The organism is Thermanaerothrix solaris (assembly GCF_032334255.1).
In the GTDB taxonomy this organism is placed as follows: Bacteria; Chloroflexota; Anaerolineae; order Anaerolineales; family Anaerolineaceae; genus Thermanaerothrix; species Thermanaerothrix solaris.
In genome coordinates this window covers 758681-772332 of the sequence record NZ_JAUHMF010000002.1, presented here as the reverse complement: position 1 = coordinate 772332, position 13652 = coordinate 758681, and the positions used below count along the sequence as shown (strand labels likewise).

At 53.2% G+C, this 13652-nt stretch carries 11 protein-coding genes and 1 tRNA gene; 2 read left to right on the top strand and 10 right to left on the bottom strand.

From position 1 onward, the window contains the following. Positions 1-175: 175 nt before the first annotated feature. From treS to QYE77_RS11790, 5 genes are all read right to left on the bottom strand, one after another. Complete coding sequence (treS, locus tag QYE77_RS11810; protein WP_315625622.1) at positions 176-1804, bottom strand: maltose alpha-D-glucosyltransferase; 1629 nt, start codon at positions 1802-1804, stop codon at positions 176-178. A gap of 19 nt (positions 1805-1823) precedes the next feature. Further along, a complete protein-coding gene (locus tag QYE77_RS11805) occupies positions 1824-3008 on the bottom strand; it encodes an ABC transporter permease subunit (protein ID WP_315625621.1) in 1185 nt (394 codons plus the stop codon). After that, positions 3005-3937: a carbohydrate ABC transporter permease gene (locus QYE77_RS11800; protein WP_315625620.1), complete on the bottom strand. Its 933-nt coding sequence runs from the start codon at positions 3935-3937 to the stop codon at positions 3005-3007. The genes QYE77_RS11805 and QYE77_RS11800 overlap by 4 nt, the downstream gene beginning before the upstream one ends. Before the next feature lie 92 nt (positions 3938-4029). Next, positions 4030-5397 (bottom strand): ABC transporter substrate-binding protein, encoded by a 1368-nt coding sequence (locus QYE77_RS11795; protein WP_315625619.1) that lies wholly within the window; start codon positions 5395-5397, stop codon positions 4030-4032. A gap of 106 nt (positions 5398-5503) precedes the next feature. Beyond that, positions 5504-6544, bottom strand: a complete 1041-nt coding sequence (locus tag QYE77_RS11790) for a LacI family DNA-binding transcriptional regulator (protein ID WP_315625618.1) — start codon at positions 6542-6544, stop codon at positions 5504-5506. A 201-nt stretch (positions 6545-6745) separates the two neighbouring features. On the opposite strand from QYE77_RS11790, the gene QYE77_RS11785 reads away from it, so the two are divergent. Both QYE77_RS11785 and QYE77_RS11780 read left to right on the top strand, forming a co-directional pair. After that, a complete protein-coding gene (locus tag QYE77_RS11785) occupies positions 6746-7375 on the top strand; it encodes a DUF47 domain-containing protein (protein ID WP_315625617.1) in 630 nt (209 codons plus the stop codon). Between the two features lie 5 nt (positions 7376-7380). After that, positions 7381-8358 carry an inorganic phosphate transporter gene (locus tag QYE77_RS11780; protein WP_315625616.1) on the top strand — a complete coding sequence of 326 codons (978 nt, stop codon included), beginning with the start codon at positions 7381-7383 and terminating at the stop codon, positions 8356-8358. A 39-nt stretch (positions 8359-8397) separates the two neighbouring features. Here the strand turns inward: QYE77_RS11780 and QYE77_RS11775 are convergent. The 5 genes from QYE77_RS11775 to QYE77_RS11755 form a co-directional block, all read right to left on the bottom strand. Then, a tRNA-Glu gene (locus QYE77_RS11775) sits at positions 8398-8473 on the bottom strand. 194 nt (positions 8474-8667) lie between these two features. After that, the gene (locus tag QYE77_RS11770; RefSeq protein WP_315625615.1) at positions 8668-9966 is read right to left on the bottom strand and encodes an ABC transporter substrate-binding protein; all 1299 of its coding nucleotides are present in this window, start codon (positions 9964-9966) and stop codon (positions 8668-8670) included. Positions 9967-10086: 120 nt separating this feature from the next. Then, complete coding sequence (locus QYE77_RS11765) at positions 10087-11097, bottom strand: ABC transporter permease (RefSeq protein ID WP_315625613.1); 1011 nt, start codon at positions 11095-11097, stop codon at positions 10087-10089. A 10-nt stretch (positions 11098-11107) separates the two neighbouring features. Beyond that, positions 11108-12094, bottom strand: a complete 987-nt coding sequence (locus tag QYE77_RS11760) for an ABC transporter permease (RefSeq protein ID WP_315625612.1) — start codon at positions 12092-12094, stop codon at positions 11108-11110. Then, positions 12091-13647 carry a sugar ABC transporter ATP-binding protein gene (locus QYE77_RS11755; protein WP_315625611.1) on the bottom strand — a complete coding sequence of 519 codons (1557 nt, stop codon included), beginning with the start codon at positions 13645-13647 and terminating at the stop codon, positions 12091-12093. The genes QYE77_RS11760 and QYE77_RS11755 overlap by 4 nt, the downstream gene beginning before the upstream one ends. Positions 13648-13652 lie beyond the last annotated feature (5 nt).

Here is a 13652-nt window from a genome sequence, read left to right as displayed (position 1 = left end):
CGGTCTGCTCTTGCCACAACCACCCCTAATCAACAATGAATCAACCCACCTACCAATATGTCTCTGATTGTACATGAATGCATAAAATACCGACCTTACAATCTCCCGAGTTTACAAAATTGTAAGGTTAAAAGATGCGCCTAGGGGGACAATGTTCGTTCCCCCGGGCTATTTTTTACCCCAGTTTAAGCCAGCGATACTGATAGGGTTCCAGGCAAACCGGAAATCCCGTGACGGGAACTTGACCGCTGCCGCTTTCGTTGAGCACCCCTTCCCAGTGCCAACCCTGGAAATCAGATAAAGGCAAGGTAAAGGCCAAGGGTCTTCCACTCAGGTTGTGCAAAGCCAAAATGGTTTCCTTCCCGTTCTGACGCAGCACACCCAGGAAAGACGGCAATGTCTCCCATTGGATCAGACGATAATCCCCTTGTCCCAGCGTGGGGTGGGCTTTGCGCACCGCAATCATGCGGCGCAGTGTGTGCCACAACGAGTCGGGATCTGCCTTTTGCGCTGCCAGGTTAACGCGGCGATAGTCAAACGGCCCTTCCTGGATCAACGGGGCATAAAAACGTTCTGGTGGCGCAGTAGAAAATCCCGCCCCGAGACCGGCGTCCCATTGCATGGGAGTGCGTACGCCATTGCGATCCGGTAGCCAGATGTTATCCCCCATCCCGATCTCATCCCCGTAATAAAGCACTGGCGAGCCAGGTAGGCTGAATAAGAGAGAGTGGAGCAAAGTAATCTTACGAATGTCGCCATCCAACAATGGGGCCAAACGCCGTCGAATACCCAAATTTAGGCGCATGCGGGGATGAGGGGCATAATAATTCCACAAAAACTCCCGCTCTTCAGGAGTAACCATCTCCAAGGTTAATTCGTCGTGGTTGCGCAGGAAGGTGCACCACTGGCAATTATCGGGAATGGGAGGGGTCTGAGCCAGAATGTTGACAATCGGCGTCGCATCCTCTTTGGCAAGCGCCAGATAAAGGCGTGGCATTAGGGGGAAATGAAACGCTAGGTGGAATTCATCCCCTTCACCAAAATACGGACGCAAGTCCCACGGCCACTGATTGGCCTCGGCGAGCAGAATCGCGCCTGGAAAATTCTCTTCCACAAAGTGGCGCATTCGTTTGAGGTAGGCGTGCGTTTCCGGTAAGTTTTCACAATTGGTTCCCTCGCGCTCAAAGAGATAGGGCACCGCGTCCACGCGAAAGCCATCCAACCCCATCTCCAACCAAAAGCGCATTACATTGAGCATCTCCTCCTGCACCGCCGGGTTGTCATAATTCAAATCCGGCTGATGAGAATAAAAGCGGTGCCAGTAGTACTGACCAGCCTGTTCATCCCACGCCCAGTTTGAGCGCTCGGTGTCCAGGAAGATAATGCGGGTGCCCTGATATTTTTGATCGGTATCGCTCCAAACGTAATAATCGCGATACGGTGAATTGCGATCCGAGCGCGCCGCTTGGAACCAGGGATGCTGATCAGAAGTATGGTTAATGACCAGATCGGCGATCACGCGTAAACCCCGCGCGTGGGCTTCGCGCAAAAAGACCTTGAAATCCTCTAAGGTGCCGTAATCCGGGTGGATGTTGTAATAGTCGGCAATATCATAGCCATCGTCTTTCAACGGGGAGGGATACATCGGTAACAGCCACAGACAATCCACCCCCAGTTCTTGGAAATAATCCAGCCGTTGCGTCAGGCCAATAAAATCGCCATGCCCATCCCCATTACCATCGGCGAAGGCACGGATATAAACCTCGTAAAAGATCGCGTTTTTATACCAATAGGATTCGCTCATGCAACCCTCGATGATAAATTTAGCCTTTGATCGCGCCTGCCAGCATCCCCCGCACAAAATAGCGCTGGAAGGCAAAGAATACCAGCATTGGTAGGATCATGGAAATGAACGCTGCTGCGGTGAGCAAATGCCAACCGCCACCCAACGAGGTCACCAAGTTACTTATCTGATAGGTTAACACCGGCTTGGTGCCTCCTAAAAACACCAAGGCCACTAAAAGGTCATTCCATACCCACAGGAATTGGAAAATAGCGAGCGAGGCAATGGCCGGCACGGTTAGCGGGATCGCTAGGCGGGTGAAGACCGTCCAATGCGAAGCACCATCGAGAAACGCCGATTCGAAAAGTTCTCGCGGAAGCGAGCCCATGAAGTTACGGGTCAGGAAAATGGCATAAGGCAGTCCGAAACCAGTGTGGAACATCCAGATGCCCGGGAAGGTGCCATTGAGGCCTAATTGAGCATACAAGCGTGAGACAGGAATCAAAGCCATCTGTAAAGGCACAATCTGTACTCCCACCAGCAAAGCAAACAGCCACTGCCGCCCGGGAAATTCCATCCATGAGAAGGCGTAGGCCGCAAAGGCCGCCACCAAAATAGGCAGGATGGTAGCCGGAATGGTCACAATTAGGCTGTTGATCAAAGCCCGTCCCATCCCGCGCGGGTTGCCCAAATCGCGCCAGTCACAGTAAAGATCCACCGATTGCACCCCTTCAGCACAGTCGGTGCGATAATTGCGCGTGCCACGATAACCTACAATCGCATCAATGTAGTTATCCAGGGTGAAGCGCGGGCGTACCTCAATCCCGGAGAGACGGCGCAGGTAAGTGGCGATCAGGGCAGCTTGGTTCTCGTTTGGGAGCGGCTTTTCGCCCAGGTGAGGTTGGCCGTTAATGTCCTGGTTCAAGACCGCCATCAGGGTAAACGAACGTCGGTAGCGCTGCACCAGATCGGGGTTGCTTAAGTCGGCATTAGGTAGGGCATCGCCGTGGGCCCCGTGGCAAGCGGCACAAAATTGCTGATACTCGCGGGCCCCTTTCGGTGGATCAAATACCTGCCACCACCCGGTTTCGTTAACATCCTGAAAGGGACGAAATGAGGTTACCAGCAACCCCAGCGTGGGCAATAGCCAGATGAAACACAGGCCCAACAGGACCACATGCACGGGAAGACTTCCCAGCCAGTGCTTGAAGCGTTCCAGGTTCATCGCATCGCCTCCTGTGCCCGAAAGCGGCGAATGTTGAAAACGATGGCCGGGATGATGATCACCGTGAGTACCATTGCAATGGCCGCTGCACGTCCGGTGTTGTAACTGGTGTACATTTCGATATATAGGCGATTGGCGATGACCTCGGTACCGTAGTTGCCCCCGGTCATCACGTACACAATATCGAAAATCTTGAGTACGTTGATGATCATCGTCGTGATCACCACTGCAATGGTGGGTAGGATGAGCGGCACCCGTATCTTCCAAAAGACCGTCCACTCATTAGCGCCATCCACTCGCGCCGCCTCAAGCAACTCAGCCGGAACGCCTTTGATCGCCGCCGAGAGCACGGTCATGCAGAACCCCGTCCACATCCAGATGCCAACTACGATCAGGGCTAAGGTATTAATCTGCGGTTCGGTCAACCAGGAAACTGGCCGCCCACCCAGGGCAGTGATAAGCGCATTCAGTAAGCCGATTTGCACCTGGCTGGAGCCGTAATCGTAGACAAACTTCCAGATCACGCCAGCGCCAACAAATGAGATTGCCATGGGCATAAAGATGATGGCTTTTGCCAGCGCTTCATAGCGCACCCGATCCGCCAGGGTTGCGATGAGCAATCCCAACAGGACAGTGCCGCTGACCATGAAGACAATCCATTTAAGATTATTCCCGAATGCCGTGCGCATGATGGAGGAGGTCAGCGCATAGCGATAATTTTCAAAGATGCCCCAGCACGGCTGGCCAGCCAGGCAAGTGGTATAGGCCCAGTCACTCCCGTTCTGATTCCGAAAACTGAGGTAAAGGGTATTCAGGCCGGGGTAAAGGATGAATATGCTCATCAGCACCAGGGCTGGCCCAAGATATAGCCAGGGCACCCAACGCCCCTGGCGGAGAATATTGGGAACGTAAGCCGCTTCCTTTGCCATGTCCACCTCTCGCGGGCAACTTCCCCGTGCCCCCCACTCGCGTGAGGGGCAACGGGGAAAAGCAAACGGTCAACGGTTAGGTTCGGCCCACATTACTTCCCGAGGGCTTCAGCCTGCACTTTGGCAATATCTGCCAGAACAGTGTCCAGGTCTTTGGTGCCGTTGATAAACTCAATGATCCCGGTCCACTCGGCTTTACCGAAACCGCCGGGGATGGTATCCCCGATATCGGGGGTGAAGCCCTGGGTATTCGCCAGCATCTCGCCCTTCTTCAGCAGCGCCGGATCGGTGTAGTTACCGGTCGCGCCCTTATTGGGTGAGAGATCAAAGCCAGCCTTCGCCCAGTTCGCTCCACCCAGCTCCGAAGAGAGGTAAGCCACCAACGCGCGCACGGCAGGAGTATCGCGGAACGCCATCATCCAGTCCGCACCACCCTGCAAGCCCTGAGCGCCCGGGACCATGAAGAAGTCATAATCTTCGCCATAGACAAGGTCGGGGTACTTGCGAGCAATCTCACCGCCGGCAAAACCGGATTGGCGCACCATCATGGCCTCGGGCGGATCCGAGAAGACCTTGTAAATGGCATCCAGGAAGCCGGTAGAGAGCGTACCCTGGGCACCACCCACGGTGTACTTCGGGTCCTTTGCCCATTTACCGTAAATCTCATAGGCCTCTTTTACGCCTGCATCATTGTAGGGCACCTTGCCATCAATGATATCCAGTACGTACTGAGGACCTCGTTTGACCAGCAAGATATCCTGAATGAAGTCAGATCCGGTCCAGCCGGTGGCATCGCCAGATTCGAAGCCCATGCTCCAGGGCACATCCCCATTGGCGACCATCTTCTCTACCAGGGCATCCAACTCCTCCCAGGTGGTGGGAACGGTGTAACCCTTGGCCTTGAAGACAGCCGGGCTGTACCAAATGATGGTCTTGATATCCGCTTTGACCGGCAGGCCCAGCCATTTGCCGTTGATGGTGCCGGGCTGGACGAAGAAATCGGCATAATTTTCACGATGCGCACCCAGTACGTCCATGGGTACCAGTTTGTCCTGGTACTGCACCAACTGGGCGACATTCCAGAACGCCACATCTGGGGGTGTGCCGGCCTGTACCTTGGTATCCAGGAGCGCCTGATCGCGGGTGGATTCGGGCTTGATCACAATACCGCAGGCATCCACCAAAGGCTTGAGAATCTCATTCAGGCGTGCTTCCTCTTGCCCTGACCATTGATAGAGCATGGTCAGTTCGTCACCGGGTTTTGCACCCATGCAGTCAATCCCACCCGTTGGCGCCTGGGTGGGTTCCGCCGGGGGTTGGGTAGGTTGCGCCGGCGGTTGAGTCGGTTCTGCAGGGGGTTGGGTGGGCGCCTGAGTGGGCGTTGACGCTGGCGCGCAAGCGGCAATCAGCAGCGCCAGACCCACCAGGACGACCATAACTTTCCAGATACGCTTTGACATCTCTTCCTCCTAGGTGTTGTTAGGATAGACAGACGAATCGAACAGCGACAAGCGAAAGAGCCACGATACTCATCAACCTGCACATCACCTCCTTTCAGAGTTGTACCTAGGATTTCCTGGGCGGAGCGCACGATTCGCGTTCCACCAGGTGGGTCGCCAATAGCCGATAAGGTGGGGTTGCCTCCTCGGCACTCAAACGTTGTAGAAGCATCTCAGCTGCTTCCCAGCCCAGGTTGAACGCCGGTAAGTGGATGGTGGTCAGTGGTGGATCCAAAAAGCCGGCCAGGGGGATATCATCAAAACCGATCAGAGAGATATCGGAGGGAATGCGTAATCCTGCATGGCGGATGGCCTGCAGTGCTCCCAGGGCAACCGTATCCGAAGCCACGAAGACCGCTGTGGGTAAGGGACGCACCTGAAGCAGCGCTGCCATAGCTTGATAACCGCTGTGAGGGGTGAAATTCCCGTAACGCACCAGAGTTTCATCAAAAGCTAACCCTGCCGCTTCCAGCGCCTGGCGATAACCGGAGAGGCGTTCCGCGCTTGCGGTGTAGGACAAAGGCGCGTTGGTGATCAGTCCGATGCGACGGTGCCCTTTTTGGATTAAATACTCGGTGGCCATACGGGCGCCGCCGATGTTGTCTACATCCACGTAGGGAATCTCCACATCTGGCAGTCGTCCAATCAGCACTAACGGTGCCCCTTCGCGATGCAGGCGCAATAAATCCTCATCATCAAAGCGCGGACCAGAAAGGATGATCCCATCTACATGGCGCTCATTGACCAAGCGAGAATACATCGTATTGGGTTGGTCGGGGGGAATGGGCTCAAACAGGACTTGGTAACCCTGGCGCGCTGCTGCTTGACTGAGACCGTTCAGTACCTGAGGCAGAAAGAGGTCAGCAAAGGCTTGCTCAGGGCTTTGGCGCAGTACAAACCCCACCACGCGCGTCCGTCCGGTAACCATGCGCCGCGCCACGGCATCGGGGTGATAGTTCAGCAAGCGCGCCGCCTCGAGCACTTTCTGGCGCGTTTCTTCGCTGATGCGCATGTCGGTCACGTTGTTTAATACGAAGGAAACGGTCGTTCGTGATACCCCCGCTAACCTGGCTACATCTTGCGCTGTCACCCGTTTTCGCGTGGCCATCGCACCTCCAGACGCTTGCTAACACGTGTTAGCAATTTCATCATACAGAAATTTCTTTCCGAAGTCAAGAGCCACTTTCGGAAATAAATGTTGCCGATTATTGCATCACGGCCTTTGTTAACCTCTTGTTAAACTCTGCTATAATCAATCCACATCGTCCGCACACCCAATCTGCGAATTCACCCCTCAGGACGCGAGCACATGAATCTGCGCAAGATTTTCACCCCCAAACCCGATAAATTCTTGCAATTATTGATGACTCAAACCGAACTGACGGTCAAAGGACTCCAATTACTGCGCAATTACATGGAGAAGCGCAACACCGAATTGGCGCGTAAGGTGGCTGAAGTTGAAAAAGAGGCCGATGAAGTGCGCCGCATTCTGATTGAAGAATTAATGCGCACCTTTATCACCCCCTTTGATCGCGAGGACATCTTTGCTCTTTCGCGCGAAATTGACGACGTCCTGGATTATGCTTACACCACCGTGGACGAAATGGAAATCCTGGATGTCCCCACCACCCCCTATATGATCCGCATGGTGTCATTGCTGCATGATGCGGCCCAGGAAATTGATCTGGCCATGCAGCGCCTGGGCACACGCCACTACGGCGTCGCCAGTGACCATGCCCAGCGCGCCAAAGCCCTGGAAAATCGGGTGGAAACCGTTTACCGCGAAGCCCTGGCCAGTTTATTCCGCGAGCCCAAGAACCTCAAACAGATGATGACCATTCTCAAGGTGCGCGAAATTTACCGCCACCTGAGTAATGCCGCTGACCGCGAGGATGCTGCAGCGAACGTTATCGCCGATGTCATCATGAAGATCTCCTAACTCCCATGGACTGGCTTACCCTTCTCATCGTCCTGGCGCTGGTCTTTGGCTTCCTGAATGGCTTCCACGACTCGAGCAACGTTGTGGCGACCATCATCTTTTCGCGGGTGATGAACCCACGCTGGGTACTTCTGCTCACCGCTCTGGCCGAATTTGCAGGACCGTTCCTTTTTGGGTATGCTGTTGCGAAAACTATTGGCGCCGATGTCATCCAAGCAGAAGCCATTCGCCCCCAAGTTCTTGCTGCCGCCCTGCTAGCAGGTATTGTGTGGAATGTGTTTACTTGGTATTTTGGCCTCCCCAGCAGCTCCTCCCACGCCCTGGTCGGCGGTTTGATCGGCGCCACCCTGCTTGCTGCAGGAGCCTCCGCGATCCGCGGCGTTGGCTTGATTAAAATCCTGGTAGCGTTATTCCTTTCCCCTTTAGTCGGGCTGGTTGTGGGGTTTTTAATCACCCGCCTGGTGTTTTACCTTGCCCGAAACGCCACCCTACGCATCAACTGGTTCTTCAAGAACGCCCAAATTCTGACCGGGGTTGCACTGGCACTCAGCCATGGCACGAATGATGCCCAGAAGACCATGGGAGTGATCGTCTTAGGATTGCTGGCGCAAGGTAGCCTGGCGCGTTTTGAGGTGCCGCTGTGGGTCGTCGCAGCTAGTGCGGGGGTCATGGCGTTGGGCACCTCAATTGGTGGATGGCGTCTGATTCGCACCCTGGGGCGGCGGTTCTACAAAATTCGCCCGGTGGATGGGTTTTGCACCCAGGTAGCTTCCGCCCTGGTCATCCTGGGCGCTGCGCTGTGGGGCGGGCCATTGAGCACCACCCAGGTGGTCAGCGCAACCATTCTGGGCGTTGGCTCAGCCCACCGCGTGAGCAAGGTTCGCTGGAACGTGGCGGGACAAATCGCCCTCGCCTGGGTGCTGACCATTCCGGTTACCGCGCTGCTCGCCGCAGTACTCTATATGGCATTTGGGCGAATTTAAACCAACGCGACCGCCGATGAGGCGGTCTTTATTAGCTTCTGGTGCCCCCAGGGGAATTCGAATCCCCGTTTTGGCCTTGAGAGGGCCACGTCCTAGGCCGCTAGACGATGGGGGCCTATTGGAATTCCGAGCGTGGCAAATTTTATCATGGGTGGAGGGGGTTGTCAACGAAAATTGAATCTGACCCTCAGCCAAACCCTTTTACAACCCGAAGGTTATGACCACCCACATAGAAAATGAAGGATCTCGATTTACCCCTTTAGGAAGTTTGGGGAACCAGAGCGACTGGTTCCCCAAACTCTTATAAGATTATTTTGTCCCACCCCATGCTTCGGGATATGTGGGCATTTCTTCGCATCCGCACATCGAGTAATGCTGGGGTGGCATATTATAGCGGATGTACTTATCCAGCGTTTCAGCAGTGATCGTAGGTTGAGGCAACACCCAGCGGTGAGGCACTTTTTCGCCCTTGAGGATCTTCAGGGCAGCGATAATGGCCGTTCGCCACTGGAAGGTGGGATAAGTGGGCGCAATAGCTTTCATGCCGGTTTCCTTCCACTTCACCAGGAAGTCCTGCTGATCTTCACCGGTGATGATCGGGATAGGCAACCCGCGCTCCTCAAAGGCTTCAATGACGGCCACCGACGTCGCACCCGCATCCATCCACACCGCGTCAATCGAGCCATAGCGATCGAGATAGTCGTTGACAATGCTTTTGGCCTTGGCGCGGTCATCTCCGGTGAACTCCACACCGATTACATTGATATTGTTAGCCTTGAAGATTTGTTCCGCGGCCGCCCAACGGGTTTCCAACACATCCACACCTGGAGAAATGCGCAGAGCCAAAACCTTCCCGTCTTTTGGCAGGTTTTGGACGATAAAATTCGCCGCCTGAGCACCAAAGGCATAACCACCAATGGGCGCAATGAAGGTAATGGGAGCATCCGTTGCTACACCCCGATCAAAGACAATGGTCGGAACCTGCTTGCTAGCCTTTTCCACAATCGGGGTCAAGGCTTCGGTTGTCATCGGGGACACGATTAAAATATCGCACTTCCCAGAGGCCAGCGCGTCTTCGATGTCGGCGATTTGCTTTTCATCTTTGCCGCCTGCATCATAAACGATAAAGTCCTTTATATCGCTATGCAGCTTGACCTCTTCCTTCATGGTAGTGAAACCCACCACGCGCCAAGGGTTAAACAAACCCGCGTTCGAGAAACATATGGTGTATGGACCATCCTTTTTGTAGGCCGAGGTGTCTACCCAATCCGGTGCAATGGCCTGTTCCCATGGTTTGTCGGCGGGACCTTCAGGCGGGATCGTTAGCAATTCCATTTGTCGCCGAAATTCATCCGCATTGAAGAAAGAGGATGTAGATGGGAAAATCGTGGGAATGGTAAAAACCGATTCCGTCGCTGCGGGTGCTGCTGGTTCTGTTGCGGCGGGCGCTGCCGGTTCGGTCGCAGCAGGAGCGGCGGCCTCAGTCGCTGCTGGAGCCGCAGGTTCTGTGACTGCCGGCGTATTGGTACCAGCCTGACTACAAGCGCTAAGGAGCAGACTGGCAGTCAAAACAACAAACAAAAATGTGTACAGTGACTTCCGAAACATATTTCCTCCCAATTCTGGAAAATTTGTGGTCACGATCTTGGCATTGTTCATTTCAAAAAAGTATCTATCTTTGCCGCAAACCACCTCCTTCCAGAGATAGATTTACTGATTACTGCTGCCTCATGAATTGTCGGATTGACGACTACGGAAAGCAGAATAAGTTGCGGCCCCAATAATGATTAATCCCTCCACGGCATCACGCAACGGTTTAGGCAAACCAAGCAAGTTCAGCAAGGTGAACAAGGCCTGCAATGATAAAGCGCCGGCCATAACCGCCGGAACGGACCCCTGCCCTCCCCCTAAACGCGCTCCACCCAGCACAACCGCTGCGATTGCCTGCAACTCATATCCCTGCCCAGCATCGCGAGAAGTGCCGGAAAAGCCCCCATAGAGAATGCCGGCAATCACGGCTGCTATTGCTGATAGGATAAAGGCTAAGATTCGCACTTGGGGGACACGTACGCCTGACAATGCCGCTGCTCGCGGATTATCCCCCACGGCTAATATTTGCTTTCCTAAATTAGACCGTTGCATCAGAAAAATATCCCCCGCCGCCACAATAACCAATACAATAAGCGCCCATGGAATTTGAACTTCCCCAACCCCCAAGATATTTCCACGCCCAAAAACGCGGAAATTATCTGGTAGATATCCGCTAGGAGCACCACCCGAAGCCAATAAAATAGCACCACGAACCACCAGTTGCATACCAAGTGTAGTGATAAATGAGGGAATTCTGAGAAAACTGGTAATCGCGCCGTTCAAGAAACCAATTATGCTTCCCAGACCAAGCAACGTCAGGATGGACCACCACGTTCGATTAGGATCGTTGTTAGTCAAAAGGGCACCACCTAGAACTACCATCAGGATAATTGCGCCCATGGATAGATCAAAACCCCCAGTGGCGATCACGAATAGTTGACCCGCAGCTAAAATCATGACCGGGGCTGAGCGTTTGAGGAAACCCAAAAAAACATTTGGATCAAAAAAGTTAGGGTTAACCACTCTGACCAAGAGCAGTAAAACAATCAGCACAATGTATATCGGGGCAGTATTGACCACGGTTTTTATCAGAACGTTATTTTGAAATCCCGATTTTGAGGGACGGGTTTTGGAACCTGGTTCTGCCATGGGCATGCTCCTAAGCAACTTCGTGTTTCGATCGAATTGCGTAACTGGCTACTGCAACAATGATGATGACGCCCCGTAGTACTAACTTTAGAAAAGCTCCTACACCCAATAAATTGAACATAGTGTCCAGAACACCGAAAATCAGCACCCCCGCAACTGTCCCAGCCACATTACCCCGGCCTCCAGAAAGTGCTGTACCACCAACCACAACAGCGGCGATGGATTCCAGATCATAGGCCCCATCTGGTCCCACCCAGGGCGCTCCGGAGCCCAAACGGCTAACAATAAAAATCCCGCTCAATACCGCTGTAAGGCTGACCAAAACATGAACACCCATTAGGATGCGGGTAGTGCGAATTCCAGAAAGTCGGGCCACTTCTCGATTGCCACCCACCGCATAAACGTGAGAACCGAAACGAGTGCGCCGCAAGATGAATTCACCCACAACTGCCACAGCCAGGAATAGAAGCACCGAATAAGGAATAGGCCCCCACCCGTCATATGCCAAGGCTTGAAAACTTTTTGGCACTGAACCAGCGAAATTCTGGAATCCGGTATCCAATAACCCCTTCATCATCAGGCTGGTACTAAGCGTTGCAATGAAGGGATGGATTTTCAAACGCGTGATGATAAAACCATTTATCAAGCCGACTAGGATACCAATGCATAAAACCACCATTAATGCAAGGGGCACAAGCTGCGAATTACCCTGCATAATAAAAGAAGACATCACCGCAGTCACCGAGATGAGGTAAGCCACCGATAGATCCAAAGATCCAGAGAGAATAGCAAAGGTTTGTCCAACCGCAACAATACCAAGAGCCACCGAACGGACCAGGATGTTGGTAAGGGTATCGGGATTGGTAAAACTGCCCGTTCCGAACAGTTCCACAATCAACCAGGCCACTAGGAAAATGCCTAAAAGGATAGCGTATGCAGGAGGGATAATCCGAAGGCGAGCCAGATTAACTTTCACTGATGGCTTCGTTTTTCTCATATCTTTTCTTCCTCAAAATGGGTTTCTCTTCCTCCTGTGGCCGCCAGCATGATCTCGGTTTCGCTGGCTCCAGCCGGCAATTCGGTCACCAACCTCCCCTCATGCATGACCAAAATTCGATCGCTCATGCCAATAATTTCGGGCAACTCAGACGAAATCATCAGGATGGCCGCTCCGCTTTTAGCCAGGTCGCGAAGCAAATTATGAATACCGGCTTTAGCACTCACATCAATTCCACGAGTGGGCTCGTCAAAGATTAATATATTAGCCCCACTGGCCAACCAGCGAGCCAGAATCGCTTTTTGTTGGTTACCACCGCTAAGGTAGCGAATCTGTGTCTCATATGAGGGAGCACGAAGATCCACTCGCCTTCCGAGTTCTGTTACGTTAGGTGTTCCCCTCACCCCATCACGGTAATTGATGGAGAGCACACCCCGTAACGCGCGAAAGGCCAGCAATACATTATCACGAATAGATTGAGAAGGCAGGATACCCTCGCGCTTGCGGTCTTCGGTTAAAAACCCGATCCCACAGCGGATAGCATCTATTGGGCTATCCAGACGCACTTCCTTGCCATCCACCTCGACCTTTCCACTCGTAAATGGTTCTACACCAAAGAGTGCTTTGGCTAAGGCCGTACGACCAGATCCCTGTAACCCGGCCACACCCACGATTTCTCCGCGCCGAAGAACGAAATTTATCTTATTCAATCGCTCATTTGCACCATTAATCACCCTTAGTGCCACTTCCTTTACATCCGATGGTGTGGCTTTAGGGGGATAATATTCATTAAGTTCCCGCCCCACCATCATGCGGACAACATCACCGGTGGTCACATCCGCGGTCGGTAATGTCGCGACTACACTGCCATCCTTCAGCACAGTGATTCTCTGGGTTAAGTCAAAAATTTCGCGCAACCGATGAGAAATATAAATAACTGCTAAGCCTCGCTCGAGCGTGAGATTGCGGATCAGGTTGAAAAGGATTTCAACCTCGGTCTCAGAGAGAGCCGAAGTAGGTTCGTCCATAACCAATACTCGCGAATCGAGCGATAATGCCCGCACGATTTCAACCATCTGTTGCTGGGCAACCGAGAGATCTCGAATGTACATTTCGGGATGGATTATGTGATGGACATCGAGTTGCCGCAGCAATGCCATGGTTTGGGCGTTCATTTGGCGATAATCCACCAGACCACGGTGCAAGGGTTCTCGCCCCAGGAACACATTTTCAGCCACAGTTCGATCGGGAAGCAAATTAAACTCCTGATAGATGATGCTCAGACCTTTTTCCTGAGCTTCCCGTGGGTGACTGAAATTAACTTTTTCTCCGTCCAGATAAATTTCCCCTTCATCTGGCTGATAAGCACCCACCAGAACTTTCATTAAGGTGGACTTCCCCGCCCCATTTTCACCAACCAAACCATGGATTTCGCCCGGATAAACTTCCAGCGAGACCCGATTTAAAGCCACAACGCCGGGAAACCTCTTGGTAATTCCCAACATTCGGACAATAGGTTTCTGTTCGTTACGCATGTTCACCAGCGCGTTCATGGCAC

Coding starts and splice junctions, on each gene's coding strand:
- QYE77_RS11795 (WP_315625619.1), bottom strand. CDS start 5,397: ATGTCAAAGCGTATCTGGAAAGTTATGGTCGTCCTGGTGGGTCTGGCG.
- QYE77_RS11760 (WP_315625612.1), bottom strand. CDS start 12,094: ATGAGAAAAACGAAGCCATCAGTGAAAGTTAATCTGGCTCGCCTTCGG.
- QYE77_RS11780 (WP_315625616.1), top strand. CDS start 7,381: ATGGACTGGCTTACCCTTCTCATCGTCCTGGCGCTGGTCTTTGGCTTC.
- QYE77_RS11790 (WP_315625618.1), bottom strand. CDS start 6,544: ATGGCCACGCGAAAACGGGTGACAGCGCAAGATGTAGCCAGGTTAGCG.
- treS (WP_315625622.1), bottom strand. CDS start 1,804: ATGAGCGAATCCTATTGGTATAAAAACGCGATCTTTTACGAGGTTTAT.
- QYE77_RS11770 (WP_315625615.1), bottom strand. CDS start 9,966: ATGTTTCGGAAGTCACTGTACACATTTTTGTTTGTTGTTTTGACTGCC.
- QYE77_RS11755 (WP_315625611.1), bottom strand. CDS start 13,647: ATGAACGCGCTGGTGAACATGCGTAACGAACAGAAACCTATTGTCCGA.
- QYE77_RS11785 (WP_315625617.1), top strand. CDS start 6,746: ATGAATCTGCGCAAGATTTTCACCCCCAAACCCGATAAATTCTTGCAA.
- QYE77_RS11765 (WP_315625613.1), bottom strand. CDS start 11,097: ATGGCAGAACCAGGTTCCAAAACCCGTCCCTCAAAATCGGGATTTCAA.
- QYE77_RS11805 (WP_315625621.1), bottom strand. CDS start 3,008: ATGAACCTGGAACGCTTCAAGCACTGGCTGGGAAGTCTTCCCGTGCAT.
- QYE77_RS11800 (WP_315625620.1), bottom strand. CDS start 3,937: ATGGCAAAGGAAGCGGCTTACGTTCCCAATATTCTCCGCCAGGGGCGT.